Source organism: Thermostichus sp. OS-CIW-32 (assembly GCF_054060415.1).
In genome coordinates this window covers 87140-112735 of sequence record NZ_JBSSDD010000005.1, presented here as the reverse complement: position 1 = coordinate 112735, position 25596 = coordinate 87140, and the positions used below count along the sequence as shown (strand labels likewise).

Sequence of the window (25596 nt, the reverse complement as noted above, 5' to 3'; positions counted from 1 at the left end):
TGGGCAATTGTCGGGCATTAGCTGGATCCCTTGGGCAGGCAGCGAGCTTGTCAGGCCAACAGCTGCCGTTCCTGTGCCAGGTGCTGCAACAAATGCTCATCCCCCCGGTCGCGTCAGCGGGACGGCGTCCTTTGGGTTTCCTCGACCAAGGTCATGAAGTGCTTCCGAGAGGAAACTTGAGGGGATCCCTTGCACCTCAGGGATCCCTGCCGTCACCCTTGCTCCAGGATCGAGGGCAATACCTCGATAGGTGAGGGGGAAAGACTGAGGCAGCGCCACGGCTAGGGATTGAGCTGGCCAGCTCCACCTCAAACCCCGGTGCCGAGCGGACAGATTCTGACGGCTTTGAATCGCTGCAGAGGGATGCACAAACTCATGGGCAATGCCTTGATAGGTCAGTTGCAAAGGACTCCGTCCCGCTAATGTGAACAGCAAGGGCCCAGAAGCACCACCGCTCACAGCAGCTCGTCGATCAGTCGGAGCACCTGCTGCAGCTCAGCACCGGGGATCCTTTGATGTTGTTCCAGGTTGATCTCCACCAACTGTTTGAGGGCGAGGAGCTTCAGGTTGACCTCCACCGCCGCCACCGCAATGGCTTGTGCTGCCGGCAAATAGCCACTGGCCCCCAAATCCAAAAGGGCAGCCCGCCGCAGATGGATGTTGTGGTGATCCAACACCGACAGCAGAGGCTGGGCAAAGGCCGGATCCCCGGTGAGACGATAGCAGGCCCGCGCCGCCGCACATTGCAAGCGAATGGAAGTGTGCTCTAGGTAAGGACGAATTGGCTCCAGGGCAGCAGCCACCTGCAGTTGTCCAAGAGCCTCGATAATGGCCTCTAGGGCGGCTTGGGCTTCTGTTTGCAGTCCTCGCTCCACAAAGCGCAGCCCTTCTAGCAAAGCGGATCCCAGCTTTTCCACTTCGTCGGGATCCCTGTTGAGGTTGTTGGCAAGGGCAATCTCAACCAGCGCCTGGGCAGCCGCTGCCACCACTTGGCCATCAGAGCAAGACAAAGCCGCCTTCAGGGGAGGGATCCCGGCGAGGGATCCCAGTTTACCCAAAGCACGAGCAGCGTTGCGCCGCAGCGGATATCCCCCTTGAGCGGTGCGATCCGTTTCATCGGCCAGGGCCTCGATCAGGGCCGGGATCCCTTCGGCAATGCGCATGCGCCCCAGCCACCAAGCCGCATAGTAGCGTTCCCCCGGATCCCCGTGGCGCAGCTTGGCGATTTGTCCAGCCGGGGTGAGATCCACCGACGGATTGGGATCCAGAGGAACAGCAGTGGTCATGGAATCAACAACGGAGAGGACACCGAGAAGGGATTAAGCGCTGCGGACACTGACGATCTTGGCGCCCGATTTGAGCAACCGCTGCATTGTTGCCGACAGTTGATCGGCAGAGACGAAAATCTGCTGGTTGGATTTGCGCACTCGGCTGGAAGTGGCCAGCGCCGAAGGCGGATTCAGCAGTCGGGTCACTTCCACACAGAACATGCGATCCGACTGGCCCGTTGGCGGCCCCAGGTGTTTGGAAATGGGGCTGGGCGGCAGCAGGCCCCGCACCCCAATGCGGCGAATGGCCGGGGTAAACCCGGTGGCCAAAGGCATCATCAGACGGGGTCTGGGCCCTTGGGAGCGATCGTTGTTGGCGTAGCCCCCGTAGAGAGCGAAGAGATTGGTAAAGTCGCGGGTGGAATGGGCCTTGCGGTATTCAAACCCACGCGGGTAGGGGACGATGTTGTCTCCAAAAGCTTCTAGGTATTCTGGGCTGTCGATGTAGGAATCGATCTCCGCGCTGTGGCCGCCAGATTGGTAGATGTCCAAATGGCGGGCGATGTCTTTGGGGCTGGTGGGAGCGCGTCCCAGCAGATGCTTGAAATTGAGCTCGATGGCCCGGGTTTGCGAGTTGGGGTAGAAAAACCGCTTTTTGTAGGCTTCGGACTTGGCGATCAATCGCACAAACTCCCGCACCGTCAGGCTGCCCTGGCGCAGCAGCGATTCCGCACTGGCTAGCTCCTTCCTATCGGCCCCAAACAAATGGTCGTTGCCCAGCACCTGACGGTAGATGGCCCGCAGCACCGCATTGAGCTGATCCTGGCTGGCGTTGGGGCGCAACTCCAGTGGGGTGGTCTCCGTAATGCCCCGGATCCCCATCCGGCTTGCCGCTGTAATTGCACTCATGCTAATTCCCCCGATTGAACTGAATGGACACAGATTGAGAACAAGCTTGCGTTTAGGGTCATTTCGATTCAAGCTAGGACATTGCACCCACACCTAAAGTGTTGGTTGCGTCGTCGCGTCGGCGTTGCGGAGCAATAATGCAGGGGGCCAAAAGGCTTTTCAAGGACTCCGTCCCGCTGGCGCGATCAATAGCCCAGGCGTCTCACCCTAGCCTGAAACGACTGTAGAAATCGAAAACTAAAATTAGAAATCAAAAATCGGCAGCCCCAAGCTGCAGAAGAGCAACAGTGGCGCCTTCCTATTGGGGAGACTGATCCGCAAACCCACGTGGTCAAACGTATCTCTCCGCAACGTAGCAGGCTCACCACCGTTGCCCTCAACAACCTTTCCTCGCCATCCCCCCTGGTTTATGGGATGAGCCAACTGGCTAGCCGGCGTCGCCCTTTTAGAGGGATCCCAAGCCAAGGGTTTAGCTGAGCGCGTTGATGGCGTAGTCGATGTAGGTGTTGGCTTCGGTGGCCGCTTGCCCGGTCAGGCCGTGGTTGGCTTTGATGTAGCGCAGGGCTTCGATGAACCAACTGGGGGAGAGCTCAAAAGCGGCGTTGATTTCGCGGATCCCGGCCAACTGATACTCGTCCAGAGGACCGGTGCCACCGGCTACCAAGCAGTAGGTGATGTAGCGCAGGTAGTGGCGCACGTCGCGGGCGCACTTGTCTTTGCCGGCTTGGGTGTGGCACTGCCCACCGGGTTGGGTGGTGTAGGGGAACTTGGCGTAAACGGCTTCGGTGGCACCGCGCACCAGCTCGTCGGCACGGCTGCTCAGAACTCGAGCGGCTTCCATGCTGGCGGCAGCCCGCTGAAAACGGCCATTGATGGCCTGCAATTCGCTGTTGCTCAGGTAGCGCCCTTGGCTGTCGGCAGTGGCGATGGCGTCAACAATTGGGGTTTGCATGATTCAAAACGCTCCTTTACTTAACTCAAGCTCAATGCAAAAAACAAAGCAAAAGATTCAAAGTCTCAACTGCAAAATCGCTGCAAAACAGGTTACTTTTCCAGGGATCCCCTGCCAACCCGAGTTGTCTTAGATCCCAGAGAGGTCTTCACAACTGGATCCGGACACAACAGAAACTTCAGTCCACAAGGGATCAAACCACAGCGGCAGCAGCGCGATCGAAGTAGGATTCGATTTCGGCAATCAGAGCGCTGCAGTCACCCCGGGTGATGCCGTTGGGGTCGTTTACCACAGCCACTGCAGCCTTTTTCATCTTTTGGATACCGTTGGCCACTGAGCTGCCGGGGGTGCCCAAGGCTTGATAGGTTTCCCGCAGGCCGTTTAGGCAGCGCTCGTTCAGCACACTGGCATCTCCGGCTGCCACTGCGTAGGTGATGTAGCGGAGAATAATGTCCATGTCCCGCATACAGGCGGCTACGTTACGACTGGGGTAGGCAGGGCCACCGGGAGCGTTCAAATTGGGCTCCTCGGCGAACAACTGACGGATGGCATCGGTCACGATCTTGGAGGCATTGCTGGTGAGGCGGTTCACAGCGTCCAAACGCTTGTTCCCCTCGGCAATTACCTGCTGGAGAGCGGCAAACTCGTTCTCTCCCAAAAAAGCGCCTTTGGAGTCAGCTTGTGCAACCACTTTGCCAAATACATCGTTCATGGTTTTGAATCTCCCTAGCGAAAGTAAAAGAGGTTATGAATCCACATTCCCTGCAGCGGACAAGAGAGCACCTGCCGGCCAGGAATGCAACACCGCTTGGATCCCCAGTGCCGAGAGGTGCTGTTTAACTCACAGAACCGCCGACGGGATCGAAGCCGATAGAACCAAGATGAGCAAGCGAAGCTCGCTCCCAGATCCAGGCCTTCATCCAAGGGATCGGACTTGGGCTAAGGAGCCTCAGCCGCTGCTGGCAACCTCAACTGGGCAGACGAGGAGAAGCTGGCTCGCCTTGTTTCCAGTCTTTTTCTACCGCGAAGGCAAGAAGCGATGAAATCAAAAAATGTAAATCGGCTTTACCTCGCGCAAAAGGTCTTAGATCGGTTTCCAACCTGCTTCCCATCTCGGATCCCAGGCTGTTCTCCCTGTCCTTCGCGGGAGTAGTTTTTTACAAAAGAGAATGTTTCTTTGCCTAGCTTTACAACATGAACAAAGATGTCAGCCCCGATCGCGGCTTTGCAGCTTGCAAGGGATCCATTTTCAGTATCGGAGCGAACATTCTCATAAAGGATACATAATTTAACACTTGCTGCAATCCTCGGTCGGGCCTGAGGTTGGGGCAAAATCTGAGAAGGTTCCCCTTGCTCTCCGGAGATTTTCGGTACATACCTTTACAGAATTCTCGATGCCCGCTTATGTCTATTGAGTCGGATCGCACTCCTTCCCCGGAGCTGCTGCAGATGGCGCGCTGGTTGGCAGGAGACTTCAGCAACCAAGAGCAAGCCTGGGAGAATCCACCGTTTTTTGCCCAAATCCGAGTGGCCTACCGCCCCTTGCCGGCCCAAGTTTTGGGCGGGATCGGCTTTTATGTGGAGCAAGCCTACAGTGGCCATTTGGAAGATCCCTATCGGCAGGCGGTGGTGGAATTGACTCAGGCAAGCGCTGGGATCGTGATTCGCAACTACCGCCCTCTGGAGCCGCAGCGGTGGCGGGGCTGTGCTCGGGAAAGGGCAGACCAACTGAGTCAACTGCAGGCTGCCGACCTAGCCTATCTAGAGGGGTGTGATGTGCATGTGAAGAGGCAGGGATCCCTCTTCATCGGCGCGACGGAGCCGGGGTGCCGGTGTTGCGTGGTGCGCAACGGCCAAGCCACTTATCTGCAGACCACCTTGCACCTGAGCGAGAGCGAGTTTTGCAGCCATGACCGAGGGATGGATCCCATCACCCACCGACAGGTTTGGGGAGCCCTGGCAGGCGCTTTTCGCTTCCAAAAAGTGGTCGATTGGCAGGCGGAGCTAATGCTGTAGGCTGCAGCCCATCCAGCCCCACAACTCCACAGTTGACAGCGCTATTGCGCACTCTCCCTCAGCCAGCTTTGTGTACACTGTCCTTGGCCGGGATCCAAATCCCCCAGGTTTGAGCGTGCTGTTTACCGGTTGCAACCGGGCTAGGCTCCTTTTAATTCAGTGTGGGTATTCAATGCAGGCGAGGTCGGGCCCAAAGGATGAGCCACGGTCTGGGTGGGCTTGGCACAGCCCTTGGGGAATGGTGATCGCCCTGGTTGGGATCTTGACCTTGCTGCTGCTCGGTGCCGGCTGTTCTGGCCAGGGGGAATCTGCAGCTTCCCCCCCTGCGTTGATCCCTCTCCCACCTCAACCGGGAACCGAGTCGATTCCCATGCCGGTGCGTACCCTGGGCAACAGCCGCTTCAAGCTCCTGGGCCTGACAGTGGGGGTGGCCGGGAGCGGAGCTGAGGTGTTACTGGATACCGGCTCGGCAGGTTTGCGCATCATAGCGACAGCAGCAGGTCGCTTTGGCCTGGAGCGGACGGGGATCCCTTCCACCGTGACGTTTGGAGATGGCACGCAATTTATCGGCGTGTTGGCCCGTGCCCCCTTCAGCATAGGCGGGATCCCCAGTCGGGAGCCGGTAACGATTCAGTTGATCGACCGGATCACCTGTGTGGACGCCCTGGTGGCCAGTTGTTCAGAGAACTTGTTTGGAGAAGGGCGGCCCTTCGCTGGGATCCTAGGCACATCCTTGGATGAGCGCAGCCCCAACCGGGAGCTGTTTAGCCCGCTCACCCGTCTTCCGGGCAATTTTCGCTCTGGGTACATTATTCAAACGGGGGGCTTCAACTCTACCCAGGGCCTGTTCACGGTTGGCCTAACGGCTGCCAACACCGTCGGCTTCAATTTCCGGCAGTTTCCCCAGGTGGGAAGCTTTCCCGACGGCACACCCATCTGGCGGGATGAGGCTTTGCAAGTGGCCTACAGCATCAGCAACACTTCTATTCAAAATGCTCTCAGCCCCACCGTTTTTGACAGTGGTTCTTCCGACATTTTTCTCAATGTCAGGCTGTTGGGGGCAGCTCCCTTCTCCACCTCGACCTTACCCCCTGGGGCAGAGTGGCGAGCTGTGCTGGAGGGGGCTTTTGACTACCGCATTCGGGTTGGCTTTCCCATTACGCCCAGCCGGGATCGGATTTTTGTTAACGGCAACCAGGGGGTGCAACTGTTGGGCATGCCGCTGTTTTTCAATATCGACGTTGCCTTCGATGTTGAGGGCGGGCGGATCGGCTTTCGCGTGCGTTGAGACAAAGTTGTTTTGAACCATCCCAAACGTTAACGTTGGGTTCAATTGCGGAGAAAAACTTGCCATGTTCGGTCGAGCCTTGAAAACCGGGAACAGCACGCTGCACAGATGGCCTTGGGTTTGGGGGCTACTGCTGCTCTGTTGGCTAGGGCTGAGCGGGCCGGCTTGGTCGATCAGCTTAGGGGATCCCTTGCCGGAGTGGGCTGAGTCTGTGCAGGTGGGACGACAGCGGCTGCGCGGGGTGGAGCAATACCGCGGCCAGGAACAAATCCGCGCCTATGGCAACGAAGCAGGACGGGTGTTTTGGATTCAAATCAACAGCAGCGCTGACTTGCCCCCGGATTACCGAGACTATTTGGGCGAATACCAACAATTTCTGGTAGAAGCTGTAGAAGTGGTGCCGTTGCGAGCCCGACGGCTGCGCTTCCGCCAGGGAAATCGCAGCGCCGAGTGGCAGGTGGTGGGCATGAGCGGTCGGTTTCGGGCGGAGGCGATCAGCAGAGATTTGGCTCCGCCAGGGTTGTTTGGAGATCCCTCGTGAAGAGCAGGAGAATTAGAGCTTATCCTAGAGATCCTAGAGAGAAACTTGAAACTAGAGTCTGCCAATGAATTTACTCCAGAAGAAAGTTGAGGTTACTCTTAATCGCTTCTTCGTTAAGAGGCTAACTCAGGAGGATCTCACCTTCTACGGATACCATTGCAAGCCAAACCCTCTCCCCGCTCCGGGGGAAGAGCACAAAGCCCTCGCAAGGGTTTGTAATCAGCTAGGTGTAGTGGCTGTTCCTCTAGAGGGCTGCATTATAGCCCGGGAAAAGGTTGACCCCGATAAACTTAAGACAAAGGACGGGGAACTAGAGGAAATTGGACAGAGAGTTCTAAACTGCACCAATGTCCAAGAAAAAGATGCCCTCGAAAGCTTTGAGCGTAGGAGGCTACGGCTGTGTCTCAAATCTTTGTACTCTGGGAAAACCGAAGTTGAAACATCAGGAGGCAGCTTACTTTGGTGGAAGAAGGAAGAAGTTGATTGTGGAGAGGGTTGGAAAATCCACGAAGGAAGAAGAATAGATGTTGTTGTCAACCAGGACAGTGAGCTGTACATAGAGATAGATGTTCAGTACCATTTCTACACGCCATGGACCTTGCATGAGTGGCTTGAGAACTATCCAGATGTCCCGATCCAGTGGGTCCAGAATACATACGATAAACGCCAGACTTGGGAATATCTGGGTATCCTTTCCAAACAGTCGCCGTGGGAGATTCAATTGCCAGAGCTGAACATGAGTCTAGCGGAGTATCATTTGCAGAAGCACAGTGCACCTAGAGAGGAAGTGGAAAGCTCCTGGGTAGTCGAAGTATCTTCAGGTCGAGGGTGTTTTCCCCATCTGTCTCGAAGGCTATCGCCTGTCTTAACTTTGGAGATGCTGGCCAGCATAGAAGATGCTAGAAATCCTGGTAAAAAAGTCAGTGCTTCGGTCATCGAGCATTTTAGAAAAAGTTTAGAATATAGACTTCAAGGGTCTAAAAAAGTTGCAGAGACTATCATAAGAAGAATCTACAAATCTCCCATTGCCCAAGAGAGAATTCAGCCTCTGAAAATAGAGGGCTATATCCTGCCAAGGCCAAGACTACTGGGTCGCAACAATCAAGCAATCGAGAACCCAGCCAGAGTTAGGTACAAAGGATGCGCAAAAGTAGGTGAGACCAGGTTTGGATGTCTAAACCTTGGTGATAATAGACGAGAATATCCTAGCGAAGTACATAAGTGTCTGCTTGAGGTGGCTGAGAAGAGCGGAGTCAGGGTTGAAATAGATTTCTATGCCACTCAGCAAGACTTGCCCGAAAGCGACCTTGACCGGCAGAGATTTTGGGAGAGCTGGGCTGAAAAAGGAATTAAAACAGTCTTGGTTGTTATGCCCTGGTCACCGGATAAACTCAAGAGAGAGATTCGCACCCAGGCCCTACGTACAGGGATAGCAACCCAGTTTATGACTCCTGAAGCTGACTCCTGCAAATACAAAGCCATCAATGTTGTCCTAGGTCTTTTATGCAAAGCAGCGTGGCAACCCGTATTGCTTGAACCTCTCGACCATCCTGAATGCTCTGAGCTAACTATTGGCTTTGATGTGGGAACTAACCGACAACTTTATTATGGAGCTGCCGCTTTTGCTGTGCTAGCTAATGGTCAGAGCTTAGGATGGGAGCTGCCTGATGTACAAACGGGAGAAACCTTTTCTGGCGAGGCAATTTATCAAACTGTGTCCAAGCTTGTCAACGGGTTCTACAAAAAATTGAAGCGCTATCCTAAAAAGGTTCTCCTGATGAGAGATGGCCTAGTTCAAAGAGGTGAGTTTGACAAGACGATCGAGGAACTGGAGAAAAAAGGAATTGCTGTAGATATTGTCGGAGTGCGCAAAAGTGGCACAGTCAGAATGGGAAGAGAGGAAAAAGGAAGCTACAGAGACGCTGCAATGGGCACTGTCATTTTTGACCATGAACGAAGGTCATTTATGCTCGTAACAAGCCAGCCCATTAAGAAGTCCTCGGTGCCAATTGGCAGCGCAAGACCGCTGCGAGTTGTCCATGAACACGGCAACACTCCTTTGGAAGTTCTGGCTATACAAACTTACCATCTCTCCCAGCTTCATCCCGCCAGTGGTTTTCAAGCCTGTAGGCTTCCTTGGGTGTTGCACTTTGCCGACAAAAGCAGTAAAGAGTTCCAGCGCATTGGCAACAGCATTTTTAGTGTGCTGCAGAACATAAACCGAGAGAAGTTGATTGCCGTCTAGCCAAGGGAGGGGATCCCCACCTGCCGGCCTTGCTAGGATTGGGGGGGTGGTTGGTGTTGCGGCTATGGAGATGAATGAGGTCTGGAAGACCTTTCTGAGCAATCCTGTTCCGTTCTGTGGCGGTTTTCTCAGCGGCCTGCTGCGTTTGGATGTGAAGCAGGATCCCTTGCGCAGTTGGCTGGAGTCCCAGGGGCTGAGGGTGGAGGAGCCCCCGCCTTCCGGTCGCTCCGACGGCCCCCAATCCATTTCCATTGAATAGGCGTACTCAATCGGCGGGCAGAGAGTAGGGATCCCTTCCGAACGCTTTCTCTCAGGTGTGGGAAGCGCTCTGATCCGGGCACAAGCAGCGACAAGAAGGGCAGCAAGAGCGGTGTTGCGAGGTGAGCTGATGTTCCCTGAACCCTCCCAATTTAGGAAGCGGCAGGGATCCCTTCGAGGCTGGGGCTATCTCGGCGGGGTGGTGTTCCTGGCAACGGGACTGGTCGGTCTGCCGTCAGGGGATCCAGCCGTGGCCCAATCGGCTCCCTCTTCTCTTGCCAGCCCTAAGCAGGATCCCCAAGCTTGGCTGGAGCGCTACAACGCCGCTCTAGAGCAATTGCCCCCTTTGCCCAACTTGCAATATCGCCAGCAGGTGCGGGTGGAGGGATCCCAAACCTTCACAGCCACGTTGGATGTGCTCTACCGCCGCGACGGCAGTTGGCAGGCTTGGGTAGCCGAAGGGGATCGCATCCGCCTCTTGGATTCGCGCCAATTGGAAGTGGTGAACCAGTCGGATCTGCTGCAGCTGTACTCGGTGTATGTGAGCCGACCGGAAGCCCTCTTGCCCTCGGTGAGCTTTTACTTGAAGGCGGATCCCAGCCGCTACCGCGTCCTCTCCTCAGAACGGGTGGATTTGGCGGGATCCCCTGTCCAGCATCTGCGTTTAGAGCCTCTCCAAGAGGGCCAGGTGCGGGAGCTGTGGCTGGATCCGGAGTCGGGGCTGCCGCGGCAGGTGTTGCTGTTTTTGTCGGGGGTGTGGGGGCAGGCCTATGTCCTGATGGGGTTTACGGCGGTGCCAGCTCCCGAGGGAGGGGAGCGCTACTGGCTGCCGGAGAGCACCCGCATCAATTTGGGCTATGGCTTTTGGACCCTGGAGGGCCTGAACCGCCGCGTGTTCAGGGGATCCCTGTCCATCCAGCATGACTACCAGGACTACCGCATTTTGCCAGAAGGGACGCAGTTGCGCTTTTTGCCTTCGCAGCCGCCGGTGGATGCGCCGCCGGTGGTAGCCGGCCTGCCGGGGAGCGCTCCTCAAGCGGAGTTGGGAGATGTGCGGGCCTTGGGAGTGGATGAGCAGGGCAACCAGCAGTTCAGCATTGGCCTGGGCCGGCGCTCCAGCCCGGACAATTCCTTGGAAGACCGAATCGTTGCTTTCAACCTAACCCGACCCACCAGCCGCAACGCCCTGACCCAAATCGATACTTTAGCTCTTTTGCCTCTGGGGAATGGCCAGTTGCCCATCTATCTCTTCCAATTCGACACCGGTCGCCCCCTCTCGCCCCTGCAGGGGGTAGAGCGCCCGCAGGTGGATCCCAACGAGGTCTTCGCTCCCAGGCCGCCAGCCATCAGACTCTTCGGAGATTAGTTCCCCAATGCTGATAGATGCTGCCTATGGGGTGATCCCCATCCTGCCCCACCCACCCGCCCAGGAAGCTCCCGGACCCGGCTCTTCGCATTTGTATCTGCTCATCCAGCACCAGAAGGGGCATTGGGCTTTCCCAAAAGGGCACAAGGATAGCTCCGAAAGCGACCTGGAGGCGGCGCAGCGAGAATTGCGAGAGGAAACCGGCTTGACCGACTACCAGCTTCTGACCCTGCCCGGCCAGTCTGACCCTTTGACGCTGCAGGAAGCCTACACCTTTACGGATCCCGAGGGGAACCGAGTGGCCAAAACCGTTACCTACTACGTGGCCTTGTTGCCGCCCCAATTTCCTCCTCCGGCCCTGCAGGTGCAACCGGAGGAGGTGGCCGCCTACCGCTGGTGCTCCTACCCCGAAGCCTTGGAGCAGATCAGCTTTGAAGAAAGTCGGCAACTGCTGCGCCGCTGCCAAGCCCACCTGGAGCAGCTTTGGAAATTGGAGAAGACCTAAGTTCCGTATTTTTACGGAAGAGGTTTATCGGGGTTACCTTTATCTTGTCTTGCAGGCTTTCCGTGGGAAGTTCCCGAGTAAGAAAGCCAGCAGACAATCTGAGAGCTAGCCTTCACCTTTAGAGATTGGCTGATGAGCAATAGTCATCGATCTCCCCAGGAGGAGAGTTTTTCTGAATACGGATTGAACGCTGAAACTGCCTTTGAGTTCGTGCAGCCTTGGCCGTCTTGTTGGGCTTGGCTCATCTAAAGATCTCGTCTGGGTCAGGGCTGGGCTTGAACTGTATTCTGGAAAGCATTTTTTCACCGGCTTGTGGGGTAGCTAAGACTTCAGTCGTGTCATCAACCTCAGCGCAGGAAATTGTTCCGAGCACGTCCTCTCGACCCATGAACCGTCCCCCCGTCTGTACAGAAGTCTCGGCCCATCTGCTGAACGCAGAGGTCAGCTTCACAGGAGTTGTTCGGTATTTCAGTGCCTTGGACAAAGGGGAGGGGCTGGGCACTTGGTCATTGGTGTTTCACCAAGGTCGCCTGGGGTTTGCTCACCACAGCTTGGAGCCCTTGGAGCGCTTGGATCGCCACCTGCGTCGGCTCAGCCATCAAGTCTTTTCTCTGACTCGCCAAAATTGCCTACGCATCCATCGGCAGGTGGAGGCGCTATTGGCTCAGGAGACTGGGCCTCTACCTGCAGACCTTCTGGGGCTGAGTTGGATGGTAACGGAGCAACTGCTGCCTTGGGAAGCTGCGCGCAGGTTGAATGCTTGGATCGGCGAGGAGGTGCTGCAAAATCTGTTGCTGGTTCCAGGGGGCTTTCAGCAGGAGATCATCCCACTGGACAACGTGCCCACCCTGGGCCAGTGGGATGGGGGATCCCTGCTCGACCTGATCCAAAAGCGGCTACGGGCATGGCAATCTTTGGGGCCTGAGATCACCTCCCCCTACCAACGGCCCTACTTTGCCAGCCGGGCCCAGGCAGAACGCCTTCCCGCCGAGCAACAGGAACGGCTAGGCCGGTTACTGAAGGGGTTTAGCTTCCGCCAGTTGAGCGCCCTTCTCGATCAAGACGACCTCCAGATCGCTCGCCGCCTACATCCTCTGGTCAAAGCCGGTATCCTTGTCCTGCGGGATCCCCAGCCCCCCTTTGATCGGCTGCCCAAAACCTACTCGGCCAAGCTTGAGACAGAATCACAGCCCTCAGAAACTCCCACCGTCCCTCTTCACCTGGCCAACGGGCTTGCAGATCTAGGCCCATCTCCCCAAGCCTCGAAAACCTGGATTGTGGCCTGTATTGACGACAGCGAAGCCATGCTCAGCGAGTTGCAGCGGTTGTTGGAAGGGCACAACCTGGTCATTCACACCATCAGCGACTCTTTGAAAGCCCTGATGAAGCTGACCACCCTCAAGCCAGATTTGATCCTGCTGGACGTGGGTATGCCCAACGTGGATGGCTACCAATTGTGCAGCCTCATCCGCAAATCCTCCGTGTTAAAGGATGTGCCGGTGGTGATGGTCACAGGCCACAAAGGTCTGATCGATCGGGTGAAGGCGCGCCTGGCCGGTGCCACCGATTACCTGACCAAGCCCTTTCGGCAGGAAGAATTGCTGCAGATGGTGTTTCGCTATCTCAGCTAGGGATCCCTCTAAAGGTTCGTCGAAAAAGAGGTAAGGAGATGTCGATCATGGTGAAAGTTCTTGTGGTGGAAGATGTGGCCTCGGAGCGACAGCTCATCAGCGATTACCTCCGCTCAGAAGGCTATCAGGTGGTAGCGGTGGCCAACGCCCAAGAGGCATTGCAGCAGATCCGCAACGACAAACCCGATGTGGTGCTGACGGACTTGGTCATGGAAGGCATGAGCGGGCTGGAATTGTGCCGCCAAATCAAGAAAAACCCGGAAACCCAAAAGTTGCCCGTTGTGGCCTGCACTTCTAAAAATCAAGAGCTGGACAAACTCTGGGGCATGAAGCAAGGGATCGATCTTTATCTGACCAAGCCTTTTACCCGCGAAGACATTTTGCGGGCCGTGAAATCAGTAGTGCTCAGCCCGAGCTCATGATTTTTGCCACTCCTGTCCTTGCTGAGCTGCGCCTCCAGTTAGGATCCCTGTGATTATCACGAATTGTTCTTAGGAGATGTCTTAGAATTGGCAGAGCGAGAACGGCAATGGCGGTAGCTTTCTCCCCACACAACCCTACTTCTACCCGTACCGGCGAGCTGTACTTACATCTACAGTTGGGGGTAGACTGTCGGGCCCTTTTGCCCATGGCATTTGCCCAGGAAGCTCTAATTGTTGGCCCGCACCACTTTACCCTTCTCCCCAACCAGCCCGCATGGGTGCTGGGCTTGTTCAACTATCGCAATCGCATTCTCTGGGGACTGGATCTGCCGCAATTTCTCGGCCTAGAGCCCTTGGACTTTGGGCAGCCCGAACACCACTTGGTGGTGATGCGCCCAGAATTTGGGGGCTCTGCATCGCCAGTGCGAACAGGCTTGGGCCTGGCAACCCAACACGTGAAAGGAGTAGCTCGAGTGCCCGCCGAGGAGATCCAACCCTTAACAAAAGCCCAGGCAGCACAAAACAACTTTCGACTGGAGAACTTCTACGACTCTTGCAAAGGGCTGGTGTTGGAAGGGGATGAGCCTCTCTGGGTGCTCGACCCTCTTGCCATTGTCCAAAAGCTCAACTCAGTTGATTCCTCGGCAAACCCTTGATCTTGGCGACCTTTTCCCCGACTTACCCTCACTTAAAGGCAAAATTCTATGGTTTCCTTCCGTCCCCTCTTTCTCAGGCCTGCTCCATCTTCCCGGCCCCAACGCAAAGTCGCGGGATCCCGCCTGGCCCTGGCAATCAGTTTTCCTCTGGGCATCAGCTCCCTGCTGTTTGCCGTCTCTGCCGGCAGCGTAGCCCGCACCTATTTCGAGTTCGAGCCGGCGATCTCGCGGCAGTTCACCCTGCAAAACCTGAGCGATCAGGTGATCTATTTGGATGAAGTCTTGACCATGTCTGCCCGCATGGCCGCTGCCAGCGGGGATCTGTCCTGGGAAGAGCGCTACAACATCCATGTCCCTCAGTTGGATGAGGTGCTGGCGGAGATTCAGCAATTGGATCCCGCCTCTTACGAAGCCTATGCAGCCAAAACCACAGCAGCCAACATCAAGCTGGTGGAGTGGGAAGTGCAGGCTTTTGATCTGATTCGGGCCGGCGAGCAGGAACGGGCTTTCAACTTGCTGCACAGCCCTGAGTACGAAGAGCAAAAGCGCATCTACGCCGAAGGGATCAACCAAACCCTGGAGGCCATTCGCAGCAACATTCAGGCCAGCGTCCAGCTTTACGAGCAAAATCTGCTGCAGGCTTTGATCTTTTCCGGCATCAGCTTCCCGATTCTGCTGCTGAGCTGGGGGATCATTTTGATCCTGGTGCGCAACTTTGTGCGGGAACGCAACGCCACCTACGAGCGACAAGTTTCCGACACCCGACTGGCCCAGCGGTTTGCCGATATTGCCCGGATTCGCCAAGAGCAAGAGCTGATCGATCCCCTAACTGACTTGTTGGGCGAGATGCGCCAGCGCTTCGGTGCCGAACGAGTGGCCTTCTATCGCTTGACCGCTCCCGAAGAGGCGCAGGTTATCGCTGAATCTCACGACAGCCGCCTGCCCGACACCTTGGGCACCCTCCTCCGCAGGATCCCGGCTCCGATCCAGCAGGCTCTCCACGGCGGGCAAGTTTACGCTTTTGGCCCGGTGCCTAGGCCAGATCTGGGCGCCGACTACCTGCAGAGGCTGGCCACAGCCCAACTGAAAGCCGAGATGATAGCGCCGGTGGTGCGTGGCGATGAGCTTTACGGTTTTTTGGCAATAGGCCGCGCCCAAAGCCAGAGCTGGTCTGACGAAGAACAGAAAACCTTGGCAGAGCTGGCCAACCGCCTGGGTCAAGCTTTGGGTAACCTGGGGGCGCTGGAGCAAAAAGCCGTGGCCGCCCAGGAACGGGAGCGGTCGGAAGCGCTGCAAAGAGAGCTGCTGCAGCTTATCAGCGAGGTCACAGAAGCCTCGCGGGGGGATCTCACGGTGCGGGCGCAGCTAACAGCCGGACAAGTTGGCATCATGGCGGACTTTTTCAACGTCATTATCGAGAGCTTGCGCGACATCGTGATTCAAGTGCAGCAGGCCGCCGGTCAAGTCAACCAATCCATTGGTCGTGACGAGGCAGCCATTCGCGAGTTGGCCGAAGCCGCTCTCCGACAGGCCACCCAAATCGAAGAGACCTTGCGCTCTGTCGAGCAAATGACGCTCTCAATCGAGGAGGTAGCCGATAAAGCCCAACAGGCCGCCACCGTTGCCGAATCTGCCGCCGCCACGGCCATCAACAGCAGCTTGACTATGGATCGCACAGTGCAAAACATCCTGCAACTGCGGGAAACGGTGGCCGAAACGGCCAAGAAGGTGAAGCGGCTGGGGGAATCTTCCCAGCAGATTTCCAAGGTGGTGTCCTTGATCAACCAGATTGCGCTGAAAACCAACCTCTTGGCGGTGAACGCCAGTATCGAGGCAGCCCGTGCCGGCGAAGAAGGGCGAGGTTTTGCGGTGGTCGCCGAGGAAGTCGGGGCACTGGCGGCCCAGTCAGCAGAAGCCACCCGCGAGATCGAGCGCATTGTGGAAGGGATCCAACGGGAAACCGGCGAGGTGGTACAGGCGATGGAAACCAGCACCGGCCAGGTGGTGGAGGGAACCCGCTTGGTGGAAGCAGCCAAGCAGAGCCTGGGACAAATTGTGGAAGTCTCGCGGCAGGTGAACCAGCTCTTTCAGGCCATTGCCCGCTCCACCGATGCCCAGGCAGATGCATCTCAAACGGTGCGCCAGTTGATGCAGCAAATCGCCAACATTGCCGCCCAGACGGCGGCAGCCTCGCAGCAGGTGGCCAACTCTCTCCAGGCTACGGTGGCGGTTGCCCGTCAGTTGCAGACTTCTGTGTCCACCTTCAAGGTGGGGGAGGCGGTTTAGCATGGGGCCGAATCCCACTTCCCTCGACCCACGCGAGTGGCAGGTTAGGCTGCAGTTTTTGGACGAAGCCCAGGCTTACCTCGACACCCTGGAGGCAGGGGTGTTGGGCCTGGGATCCCAGAGTTTGGATCGCCCCCGTTTGGATCGCTTGCTGCGGGCTGCTCATTCCATCAAGGGCGGGGCGGCCATGATGGGCTTTCCGGTGCTTAGCGACTTGGCCCATCGCCTGGAAGATGGTTTCAAGATCTTGCAGGTGGATCCCCAAAAAGCCGACCCCGCAGTGGAGCGCAACCTCTTGGCGGCGTTGGATTGCATGCGCCAAATAGCCCAGCAGCACCGCCAGCAACGGCTTTTGGACGAATCTTGGCTGGCAGAGCGGGTGCAGCCTCTTTTCGATCAATTGCGAGAGCAGTTGGGAGAGTTGCAGCCTGAGGACAACGTCCAAGTCCTGGCAGCAGAGGCCGGGGGCGATATGCGGGTGCTGCTGTTTGCAACCGAGGTGGAGGCCTGTCTGCAGCGGTTGGAAGGTGTGCTGGCCCACCCCGAGCAGCCCTGTTTGCGGGAGGAGTTTCTCATTGCTGCCCAAGAGCTGGGGGCGCTGGGGGAAATGTTGGATCTGCCTGCCTTTGCCACCCTGTGCGGCTCAGTAGTCCAAGCTCTGGAGACGCTGCCGCCAAATGCCAAGGAGCAGGTGTTGCCCGTTGCTCAGGCGGCTTTACAAGCTTGGCGACGCTCGCAGGCCCTGGTGCTGGTCGGTCAGGTCGCTCTTCTCCCCAGCTCCTGGGATCCGGCAGAGCCTCCAGTTTCCCCCCCGCCAGAAGCCCCTCCCCCTGCAATGGCAGGAGCCACCGAGCTGCCGGATTCGATTCCAGCCGGGGCCAAAAGCGCTGCCGAGATGCTACGGGTGCCGGCTCGCCCTCTGGAACAGTTGGGGGAGCTGTTGGGAGAGCTCATAGGGGAGCGCAACCGCTTAAACAGTCGCCTGCAACGGCTGCGGGAGCTGGTCAGCTTGTTCAAACGGCGGGTTCGCACTCTAGAAGAAACCAACAGCCGCCTGCGCAGCAGCTACGACCGCGTCGCTGCCACCGTGCCTGCTTCTGTGCTCTTGAAAAAAGAAGGGGATCCCGGCCTGACCTTGGCCGATACCTTTGACCTCTTGGAGATGGATCGCTATGGAGAGATGCACCTGCTGACCCAAGAGGTGATGGAAACCGTTGTGCAAATTGATGAGGTAACCCACGATATCGACACCACCCTGCAGGAGACCGAAGGCAGCGCCCGCCAGCTCAGCCGCCTCTCCAGGCAAATGCAAACCCGTCTCGACCAGGTGCGCATGCAGCCTCTATCGGATTTGACGGATCGCTTCCCCAGAGCGCTGCGGGAGCTGAGCTTAGCCCATGGCAAGCCCGTGGAGCTGCGGGTCTTGGGGGGATCCACCCTAATCGAGCGCTCGATTTTGGAGGCCTTGGCGGATCCCTTGTTGCACTTGGTGCGCAACGCCTTTGACCACGGCATCGAGGCTCCAGACACCCGCCTGGCCCAGGGCAAGCCGGCCAAGGGCCTCATCGAAATTGCCGCCAGCCAACGGGGCAACCGCACTCTGATCACGGTGCGAGACGATGGGGCAGGGATCTGTCTGGATAAAATCCGGGCCCGCGCCTTGCAGATAGGGTTTTCCGCTGCCGACCTGGCTGAGGCCAGCTCCCAGGAGCTGCTGGAGTTGATCTTCCAGCCGGGCTTCAGCACCGCCGAGCGAGTCAGCGAGCTATCTGGACGGGGAGTGGGTCTAGACGTGGTACGCACCAACCTGCAACGAATTGGCGGCCAGGTGCAGGTGGAATCTTGGCCGGGACGGGGCACGCTGTTTACCCTCACTCTGCCCGTTTCTTTGAGCGTCACCCGCGTGCTGCTGACAGAATGCCAGGGGTTGATGTTGGCTTTTCCGGCCAACGCAGTGGAAGAATTGCTTATCCCCCCGCAGTTGCCTGCCGATTCCTTTCTCTGGGAAGGGGAGCAGATCCCTTTAATTCCTGTGGGCCACTGGTTTCGCTTCGCGCGCTGGCAGCCTCGCCGGGAAATTGACGAGACCCCCCTTCTCGACCGACCTGTGGTGCTGCTGGTGGTAGAAGACAACCGGCCCTATGGCCTGTTGGTGGATCGCTTTTGGCGGGAGCAAGAGGTAACTCTGCGCCCGGTGGAGGGAGGTCTGCCTCTGCCGTCGGGATTCTCCGGCTGTACGGTTTTGGCCGATGGGCGAATCGCTCTTTTCGTGGATCCGCCTGCCCTCTTGAGCTGGCTGCTCGCCCAGCGGGATCAGCCCTGTCAGTCGGCAAGGGATCCCCTTCCCCAGCCCAGGTTTGCCGCCCAGCCCACCCTGCTGGTGGTGGAAGATTCGGTCAACGTGCGCCGCTTCTTGGCCATGACCCTAGAAAGAGCAGGGTTCCGGGTTGAACAGGCTCGCGACGGACAAGAGGCCCTCGAGCACTTGCAGAGAGGAATTCCCATCCGAGCGGTGATTACCGACATTGAAATGCCGCGGCTGGATGGCTTTGGCTTGCTGGCCCAGATTCGTGCCCACCCCCTGTATAACCAGCTTCCCGTGGTCATGCTCACCTCCCGCAGTGGCGAGAAACACCGCCAACTGGCCCAGCGGCTGGGAGCCAGCGCCTACCTCTCCAAGCCCTTCCAGGAACAGGAGCTGATCCAAAAGCTGCGGCAACTGCTGCAACCAGCCTCTTCGGCACCTTCCACCGGCGTTTTGATGGCGAGGTAGTCCATGCCCCTGCTTTCCCCTCTGCGCCTGCGTCGTCTGGCTCGGCAAGAACAACTGAGAAACCGGCAGACCTTGATTACTTTCCAACTGGGCTCCTACTGCTTCGGCCTCCCTGTTGATCGGGCGCGGCGAGTTTTTAGCTGGGCAGAGTTTCAGCTTGCTCAGGAGGGCGGCCCCCAGCTTTTGGATACCGGTCGTTTGTTGCTGGGCCGAGGGATCCCTTTTCAACCGGAAGGGGTTATTCTGTTGCAGCCAGGCAGTTCTGAGGACGGATTGTCCGACCAGATCGACAACCCAGAAACAGGGGCTCTGCCCATTCCCACTCAGCCCCTCCTGCGCCGTCTGCCCTCTTCCCAGTTGCAGCCTCTCCCCAGCCGCTATGCAGCTCAGGCCCGCCAAAGGGGTATTGTGCAGTGGATCCCGCCAGTTGAAGGTCAGCTCCCCCTGTTGGTGTTCGACCCTCATCTCTGGCCTGCCTGTTCTTGAGAAGGGAGAAGGGGCAGTTGCAGCTCTGGATTCTCCACGCGGGTTAGCTCCCAGCGAAAGGGCTCCCCACCCCGTCGCTGCCAATTCAATTGGAAGGGTTGCTCCAGCGCATTCACCTGATCTCGCGTCAGGTTGGCCAAGGGGCCGCCGGAGCCCTCGATAACAAACCAGAGGGTGGCCCGTCCTTGGCGACTGGGATCCCCTAGGTCGAGCTGCACCTGCAGCGCTTGGGGTTGGAGGCGCAAGCGAAAAAATTGGCCGAAGATCTCGCGGCTGTAGGCCAGCGCCCGCTGCTTGTTCAGGCCCCAACCATCGCTATAGGCCTCAGATACCAACATCTCCACCTGATCCCAGTTGCGCTGCTCCACCGCCCGCAGCAATCTCTCCGTGTGGACGCGGATTTGTCGCTCAGGCCGCCCGTATTGCCAAAAGGCTCCCACCCCGATAGCCAAGACGACGGATCCCACCACCCCCCAGCGCAGCCAGGGGGGAAGGGATGAAGGGGGAGAAGAGACAGAAGCAGACAAGGGATCCCTCTTGGGCAGTAGGGGGATTGCTCCCTCTAGCCTACGGGATCTACATGTGAGAAGATCAAAGCCTGACCCCGAAATCTGTGCAGCCTCTGCCGGTCACAGCACGCTCCCGAAATTTAGCCAACCGGTCATGACCAAGTCCACCGACCGCCTACTGCTGGAGTTTGAGCAGCCTGTTGCCGCCCTAGAACAACGGATTCAGGAAATTCGGGCCTTGGCAGAAGAAAACGACATCGATGCCTCTGAGCAGATTCGCCAATTGGAAGCCAAAGCCGAAGAGCTGCGCCGTGAGATCTTCAGCCAGCTCACGCCGGTAGAACGGCTCCAAGTGGCCCGTCACCCCCGCCGCCCCACCACCCTGGATTACGTACAGACCATCTGTGACGACTGGTTTGAGCTACACGGGGATCGCCACGGCCAGGACGATCCAGCCATTGTGGGCGGGTTGGCCAAGCTAGGGGAGCAGCCGGTGATGATCCTGGGCCACCAAAAGGGTCGCGACACCAAAGACAACATCCACCGCAACTTTGGGATGCCCAATCCCGCCGGCTACCGCAAAGCCCTGCGGCTGATGGAACATGCCCACCGCTTCGGCCTGCCCCTGCTCACCTTCATCGATACGCCGGGGGCTTACCCAGGCGTTAAGGCGGAAGCCGAGGGCCAAGGAGAGGCCATTGCCACCAACCTGCAGACCCTTTTCCGGCTGGAGATCCCCATCATCTGCACTGTCATCGGCGAAGGGGGATCGGGCGGAGCCTTGGCCATTGGGGTGGGCAACCGCATCCTGATGTTCGAGCACGCCGTCTACTCCGTGATCTCGCCGGAAGGCTGCGCGGCTATTCTCTGGAAGGATGCCAAGAAGGCTCCCCAAGCGGCGGCAGCCCTGCGCATTACCGCCCAAGACCTGCTGCAACTGGAGGTGATCGACGAGATCCTGCCAGAGCCGGTTGGCGGCGCCCACCGCGCGCCCTTGGAAGCTGCTCAAACCCTCAAAGAGGCTCTTCTCAGGCATCTCAAGGAACTTTCTAGCCTGAGCGGGCGAGAATTGCGCGAGGAGCGCTACCAAAAGTTTCGCCGCATGGGAGCGTTTCTGGAGCTTTCTGAATAGACTTATGCATCCCTGATTTATAGTCGTTTCAGATTAGGGTGAGACACCTGGGCCATTGATCGCGCCAGCGGGACGGAGTCCTTGAAAAGCCTTTTGGCCCCCTGCATTATTGCTCTGCAACGCCGATGCGACCAACATTTTAGGCGTGGGTGCAGTGTCCTGGTTTGAACTGAAATGACTATATTTGGGGTTTAATTTGGGGTTTATTCGAGGGGAGAGGCCCTTTAGGAGCTGCTCTGGGATGAACTTCCGAAAGCACTCCGCGCCCTCAACCTGACCAAGAGGGGGCTAACTCCTACCAGGTTACCCGATCCCGCAGTTGCTCAATCCGGGCTGGGCCAATGCCATTGACCCGTTGCAGATCCTCCAAAGAGGAGAAGGGGCGGGCCTCGATAATGCGCTGCGCCAGGGCGGGGCCAATGCCGGGCAACTGTTCCAGCTCCGCCGCCGTGGCCGTATTCAGGTTAACGCGAGGGGATCCCCCAGGAGACGCCACCGGAAAAGCAACCGACGGGGAAGGGGATCCCGCCTCAGGAGGAAGAACGACCTCGACTTCCAGCAGCTCCGGCTCCGGTTCAGGCAAGGAAGCGGCAACGGGGACGGGGTTGGGGCAGCGACGGGACGCCTCTTCTGCCTGCTGTTGCAGGCGGCGGCTGGGGCCAAAACGGGCCTCGGCCATCAGCCGGTCGAACTCCCGCACAAAGTGATCCACCACTCGGCCATTGCGGATGATCAGGAAGTTTTCGTCGTTGAGGTGGTTGGCCGAGACCGACCAGTTGTTGGATCCGGTGATCACCGTGGCCTGAGGAGTGCCGGGATCGATGATGGCAAACTTATGGTGCAGCTTATCGCCGGGGGCGAGGTTGGGTATGCCTACAGACTGGGCCGGCAGCGTCCAGGGCAGGCGCGCCGCCTCCACCTGGCACTTTTCGTCCGGGAGCAGCAGCCCCCACATCTCCAGGGTGCGGCTGTAGTCGCGAAAGGCAAAGCCGGGATCGAACACGCCGCGGATCAGCACGTTGCGCTCCTGGCGCAGTTGCCTGAGTTGGTTGGCAATGCCCGGATCCGTAAAGACGAACAGGGCCAGATCCACCTGCTGCTGCGCTTGGGCCAGGGTGGCCGCGATGATGCCGTTGGAAGTGGCCTCGTAGGGCAGGGAGCGGCTGGCAGGAGAAAAGTGAACCCCCACAATAGCATCGTCAAGGTACACCGTTTCCAGGGGACGCTTGAGCTTCTGCACGCCGAAGCGGCTATCGGGCAGGCCGCCAGGACCATCGCCCCACATGAGATCAAATTCCTCGGTGTAGAGGCGGGCCAGCTCGGGGCTATCCAGCAGCAGCAGGTGATTGGCATTGCCGACACTGCCAGGCGCATCAAAGTCCCCGTGAATATCAGAGAGCGTGAAATTGGCCGAGCCGGTCAAGACTTTCTGCCCGTCGATCACCACAAATTTGTGGTGCATCAGGCCGCTGCCCTTGGAGCCATCGGCGGTATCATCCAGCCAGGGCACCCGCCCCCCATCCAGCAAGGCGTACACATCTCGGCTGGCAATCTCCTCGGGAGAAAACCGTCCATCGCGGTTCACATCCACCAGGTTGCGGTACTCCTCGAACTTGCGACGGCTGCGCTCGTCCAGCGCCCGCACTTCGGCAGGGGTGAGCTGGTGCCAGGCTCGCACGTAGGTGTTTTCAGTAATAAAACGCACAGGGATCCCCGCCTGCCGCCGCTCCACCAGAGCCTGGGCAATCAGGGGTAGGTTCAGCTCCTGCACGGCAATATCCACCGACTGCCGAGCGGAGCGAATCTGGGAAATGATGAACTCTTCCAGGTTGTAGCCATAGCGGCGGATCTGGCGATAGGGATCCCGATAGGTGCTCTCGCGGCTTTGGTTGAACACCACCCGGATGCGGGGGTGCTGCGGCAGAGGGGCCAGGGTGGGCAGCTCCGGCTCTTGGGGGTAGGGTCTGGCCCGAGGACCCACCCAGTAGCCGATCAAGACCAGAATGAGAAGCAGAGCAGCCCAGGGCAGCCAGCGGCGGAGTTGCCGCAGCCACGACGGGATCCCGTTCATGGCCTTTCTCCTCTCCAGCAATCACACCCCCAGGATACCGAACTTTACGGCAGCCACTTCTGGGGCAAGGTGTCTCTGGGGGGTATTCTCACCTATCACGTGGTTCCCGGTTTGGCCCCTTCCGACGCCCTCAGAGCCGGCCAGCAGGTGGCGACCTTACAGGGATCCCCGGTGACGGTCACCCTCGAGGGAGGACAGATCCGCATCAACAACGCCAAGGTAGTTGTGGCAGACATTTAAGCCTCTAACGGCATCATCCACGTCATCGATGCAGTCTTGATCCCGCCGCGTTAGGAATTGGGCCACCACTTCGGGCATCATAGAAGCATCGAGATCCAGCACTTTATTGGGGAGATTCAGCGTGGAGCGGCCTAAGTGGGTAGCAATCGTTACAGGGATCCTGGCCATTGCTCTGGGGGTGGGCTACTTGCTGCTGGCACAGCTGTTGGATTATCGCGGGGGCGAGTTTTTGCCGGCACCGCTGGAGCCGCCGGCGATTTTGGGAGAGGGGATCCCTGGCTCATTGGGCCGGTTGAGCTGAGGGCGCTTTTGACTTCCTGCTCCCTTCTCTGGTCTCTTGCTCAGCTACTTCTCAGCAAAGCTCTCGACAAAAAAGCTCTCGACAAAACTGTATGCTCAGCTACAGCAAGCCCTATGCTGGAGAAGCGACTCGGATGGCTCAGCAATTTTGGGTTGCTTGATTTGAAGATTTGGGCAGGCTGTGGGTTGGGATGGTGCTGTCGCGCTCCACTTGGGTGTGGTTGTGGGCAGGGCTGGGTTTGGCGGCCCTGAGCCAATATCTGCAATGGGTTAGCGGGATCTATAGCTTTATCGCCCCCCATTCGTTGCCGCTGGCGGATCTGGCAGTGGCCGGGATCCTGGGAGGGACAGCAGCAGCAGGTCTGGCAGCGCGCCATTGGTGGCAGCAGGCTGGCCGACGGCAAAGTACTCCAAACCAGCGGACACAACCGCTGCGGCGGGTTAAGTTAACTCGGAATCAGGTGCAAGCCGATCTGGAAGATGCCGATCGCCTGATCCAGAAGCTGCAGAATGACATCAGTCGCCGTGCCCTGCGTGCCAAGCTACAAGAGATCGATCAGCGGCTTAACCAGGAGGAATTGCATCTGGTGGTGTTCGGCACCAGTTCCGCCGGCAAGACCTCGTTGATCAATGCCTTGATGGGCCGACCAGTGGGCGAAACAGCCCCCACCCTGGGCACCACCCAGCAGGGATCCATCCACACCTACCAATTGGAGGGCTTGAACAGCCCCATTTCCCTCACCGACACACCTGGGCTGCTGACGATTGGAGGGGCAGGGGAAGCGGAAGCCCGCGCCTTAGCCCAGAAAGCCGATCTGCTGATCTTGGTGGTGGCCGGGGATCTGCTGGCTTCGGAATATGCCGAAATGCTGGAGCTGGCCCGGCTGGGCAAATCCACCATCCTGGCCCTCAACAAAACCGATCAGATGCTGCCGGAGGATGTGGAGACCATCTTGGCCCATTTGCGCCGACGCACTGCCGGTGTGATCCCCGCCGAACAGGTGGTGGCCATCGCCGCCGATCCAGAACCCCTGAAGGTTCGCTACTACTCCGAAGATGGCTCTGTGCGGGAAACTTGGGAGCCGCAGCCCCCCGAGACAGAGGCCCTCATTCAACAAATGGCTCACCTGCTGCAGCAGAAGGGATCCCACCTGCGCTTGGCCAATGCCTTGTTGCAAACCCGAACTCTCAGCGAAGCCGTCCAGCAGGCCCTCCAAGAAGAACGTCGCCAACAGGGTCGCCAGATCGTGGAACGGATGCAGTGGGCCACCGCTGCTGCCCTGGCGGCAAACCCTCTTCCTGCTTTGGATGTGCTGGCAGGAGTAGCCATTCAGGCGCGCATGATTGGGGAACTGCACCAGGTGTTTGACCGACGCATTACCTTGCGCCGGGCCCAGCAAATTGCCCAGAGTTTGGCGCAAATGGTGGTGCAACTGGGGGGGCTGGAGCTGGCTACTCAGGCTTTGGGCTCTCTGCTCAAGGCCAGCCCCTTGATGGTGATGGGGATCCCCCTGCAGGCAGTGACGGGGGCCTATCTGACACGGGTGGCGGGGCTCAGTTACCTAGAGTGGCTGTCCTCTGGGGATCCCTGGCAAGAGGAAATCCTGCAAGAGCGGATTAGGCAGCAGCTCCAAAACCGTCATCCTCTGGCCTTTCTCACCCAACTGGCCCGCCAAGCCCATTCCAACAGCTAGTCCAAGCATCCGTCTTTTCGCCGCCACAGGCCCAACCTATCCCGTTCT

The 25596-nt window shown here is 58.3% G+C and carries 24 protein-coding genes; 17 read left to right on the top strand and 7 right to left on the bottom strand.

The annotated features are described in order from the left end of the window. Positions 1 to 96: 96 nt before the first annotated feature. The 5 genes from ACVWY8_RS07940 to ACVWY8_RS07920 all read right to left on the bottom strand — a co-directional run bounded on the left by ACVWY8_RS07940 (position 97) and on the right by ACVWY8_RS07920 (position 3841). A complete protein-coding gene (locus tag ACVWY8_RS07940) occupies positions 97 to 405 on the bottom strand; it encodes a DUF4278 domain-containing protein (protein WP_457396976.1) in 309 nt (102 codons plus the stop codon). 50 nt (positions 406 to 455) lie between these two features. Then, positions 456 to 1286: a HEAT repeat domain-containing protein gene (locus tag ACVWY8_RS07935; protein WP_457394144.1), complete on the bottom strand. Its 831-nt coding sequence runs from the start codon at positions 1284 to 1286 to the stop codon at positions 456 to 458. 33 nt (positions 1287 to 1319) lie between these two features. Continuing rightward, positions 1320 to 2177: a phycobilisome rod-core linker polypeptide gene (locus tag ACVWY8_RS07930; protein ID WP_011434279.1), complete on the bottom strand. Its 858-nt coding sequence runs from the start codon at positions 2175 to 2177 to the stop codon at positions 1320 to 1322. A gap of 469 nt (positions 2178 to 2646) precedes the next feature. Then, positions 2647 to 3129 carry a globin family protein gene (locus ACVWY8_RS07925; protein ID WP_011434281.1) on the bottom strand — a complete coding sequence of 161 codons (483 nt, stop codon included), beginning with the start codon at positions 3127 to 3129 and terminating at the stop codon, positions 2647 to 2649. Between the two features lie 193 nt (positions 3130 to 3322). After that, positions 3323 to 3841, bottom strand: a complete 519-nt coding sequence (locus ACVWY8_RS07920) for a globin family protein (RefSeq protein ID WP_011434282.1) — start codon at positions 3839 to 3841, stop codon at positions 3323 to 3325. Positions 3842 to 4533: 692 nt separating this feature from the next. Between ACVWY8_RS07920 and ACVWY8_RS07915 the strand changes: the two genes are divergently transcribed. The 13 genes from ACVWY8_RS07915 to ACVWY8_RS07855 all read left to right on the top strand — a co-directional run bounded on the left by ACVWY8_RS07915 (position 4534) and on the right by ACVWY8_RS07855 (position 19602). Further along, positions 4534 to 5145 (top strand): chromophore lyase CpcT/CpeT, encoded by a 612-nt coding sequence (locus ACVWY8_RS07915; RefSeq protein ID WP_457394141.1) that lies wholly within the window; start codon positions 4534 to 4536, stop codon positions 5143 to 5145. A gap of 238 nt (positions 5146 to 5383) precedes the next feature. After that, entirely contained in the window at positions 5384 to 6433 is a 1050-nt protein-coding gene (locus ACVWY8_RS07910) for a hypothetical protein (RefSeq protein WP_457394138.1), read from the top strand. Between the two features lie 64 nt (positions 6434 to 6497). Next, entirely contained in the window at positions 6498 to 6974 is a 477-nt protein-coding gene (locus ACVWY8_RS07905; RefSeq protein ID WP_457394135.1) for a hypothetical protein, read from the top strand. Between the two features lie 64 nt (positions 6975 to 7038). Continuing rightward, a complete protein-coding gene (locus ACVWY8_RS07900) occupies positions 7039 to 9219 on the top strand; it encodes an argonaute PAZ domain-containing protein (protein ID WP_457394133.1) in 2181 nt (726 codons plus the stop codon). A gap of 70 nt (positions 9220 to 9289) precedes the next feature. Next, a complete protein-coding gene (locus ACVWY8_RS07895) occupies positions 9290 to 9478 on the top strand; it encodes a hypothetical protein (protein ID WP_414374286.1) in 189 nt (62 codons plus the stop codon). Positions 9479 to 9607: 129 nt separating this feature from the next. Continuing rightward, the gene (locus ACVWY8_RS07890) at positions 9608 to 10843 is read left to right on the top strand and encodes a hypothetical protein (protein ID WP_457394130.1); all 1236 of its coding nucleotides are present in this window, start codon (positions 9608 to 9610) and stop codon (positions 10841 to 10843) included. Between the two features lie 7 nt (positions 10844 to 10850). Beyond that, complete coding sequence (locus ACVWY8_RS07885) at positions 10851 to 11348, top strand: bis(5'-nucleosyl)-tetraphosphatase (protein WP_011434289.1); 498 nt, start codon at positions 10851 to 10853, stop codon at positions 11346 to 11348. Positions 11349 to 11734: 386 nt separating this feature from the next. Then, positions 11735 to 12979 (top strand): response regulator, encoded by a 1245-nt coding sequence (locus ACVWY8_RS07880; RefSeq protein WP_011434290.1) that lies wholly within the window; start codon positions 11735 to 11737, stop codon positions 12977 to 12979. Positions 12980 to 13026: 47 nt separating this feature from the next. Beyond that, positions 13027 to 13401, top strand: coding sequence for a response regulator (locus tag ACVWY8_RS07875; protein ID WP_011434291.1), 375 nt, complete (start codon positions 13027 to 13029; stop codon positions 13399 to 13401). A gap of 107 nt (positions 13402 to 13508) precedes the next feature. Then, complete coding sequence (locus ACVWY8_RS07870; RefSeq protein WP_457396973.1) at positions 13509 to 14057, top strand: chemotaxis protein CheW; 549 nt, start codon at positions 13509 to 13511, stop codon at positions 14055 to 14057. Between the two features lie 48 nt (positions 14058 to 14105). Continuing rightward, the gene (locus ACVWY8_RS07865) at positions 14106 to 16343 is read left to right on the top strand and encodes a methyl-accepting chemotaxis protein (RefSeq protein WP_414402785.1); all 2238 of its coding nucleotides are present in this window, start codon (positions 14106 to 14108) and stop codon (positions 16341 to 16343) included. Position 16344: 1 nt separating this feature from the next. Continuing rightward, positions 16345 to 19116 (top strand): hybrid sensor histidine kinase/response regulator, encoded by a 2772-nt coding sequence (locus ACVWY8_RS07860; protein WP_457394127.1) that lies wholly within the window; start codon positions 16345 to 16347, stop codon positions 19114 to 19116. Between the two features lie 3 nt (positions 19117 to 19119). Further along, entirely contained in the window at positions 19120 to 19602 is a 483-nt protein-coding gene (locus ACVWY8_RS07855) for a hypothetical protein (RefSeq protein ID WP_011434295.1), read from the top strand. Here ACVWY8_RS07855 and ACVWY8_RS07850 read toward each other — a convergent pair. Beyond that, positions 19578 to 20129: a hypothetical protein gene (locus ACVWY8_RS07850; protein WP_457394124.1), complete on the bottom strand. Its 552-nt coding sequence runs from the start codon at positions 20127 to 20129 to the stop codon at positions 19578 to 19580. The genes ACVWY8_RS07855 and ACVWY8_RS07850 overlap by 25 nt on opposite strands. 136 nt (positions 20130 to 20265) lie before the next feature. Between ACVWY8_RS07850 and ACVWY8_RS07845 the strand changes: the two genes are divergently transcribed. Then, complete coding sequence (locus ACVWY8_RS07845; RefSeq protein WP_414341981.1) at positions 20266 to 21243, top strand: acetyl-CoA carboxylase carboxyltransferase subunit alpha; 978 nt, start codon at positions 20266 to 20268, stop codon at positions 21241 to 21243. Between the two features lie 295 nt (positions 21244 to 21538). Here ACVWY8_RS07845 and ACVWY8_RS07840 read toward each other — a convergent pair whose 3' ends face one another. Next, positions 21539 to 23314 (bottom strand): phospholipase D-like domain-containing protein, encoded by a 1776-nt coding sequence (locus ACVWY8_RS07840; RefSeq protein WP_457394122.1) that lies wholly within the window; start codon positions 23312 to 23314, stop codon positions 21539 to 21541. Here ACVWY8_RS07840 and ACVWY8_RS07835 point away from each other — a divergent pair. The 3 genes from ACVWY8_RS07835 (at position 23285) to ACVWY8_RS07825 (ending at position 25548) form a co-directional block, all read left to right on the top strand. Beyond that, complete coding sequence (locus tag ACVWY8_RS07835) at positions 23285 to 23554, top strand: fasciclin domain-containing protein (protein ID WP_457394119.1); 270 nt, start codon at positions 23285 to 23287, stop codon at positions 23552 to 23554. The genes ACVWY8_RS07840 and ACVWY8_RS07835 overlap by 30 nt on opposite strands. 121 nt (positions 23555 to 23675) lie before the next feature. After that, positions 23676 to 23855 (top strand): hypothetical protein, encoded by a 180-nt coding sequence (locus ACVWY8_RS07830; RefSeq protein WP_414349732.1) that lies wholly within the window; start codon positions 23676 to 23678, stop codon positions 23853 to 23855. Between the two features lie 190 nt (positions 23856 to 24045). Continuing rightward, positions 24046 to 25548, top strand: coding sequence for a DUF697 domain-containing protein (locus tag ACVWY8_RS07825; RefSeq protein WP_457394117.1), 1503 nt, complete (start codon positions 24046 to 24048; stop codon positions 25546 to 25548). Positions 25549 to 25596: the final 48 nt, after the last annotated feature.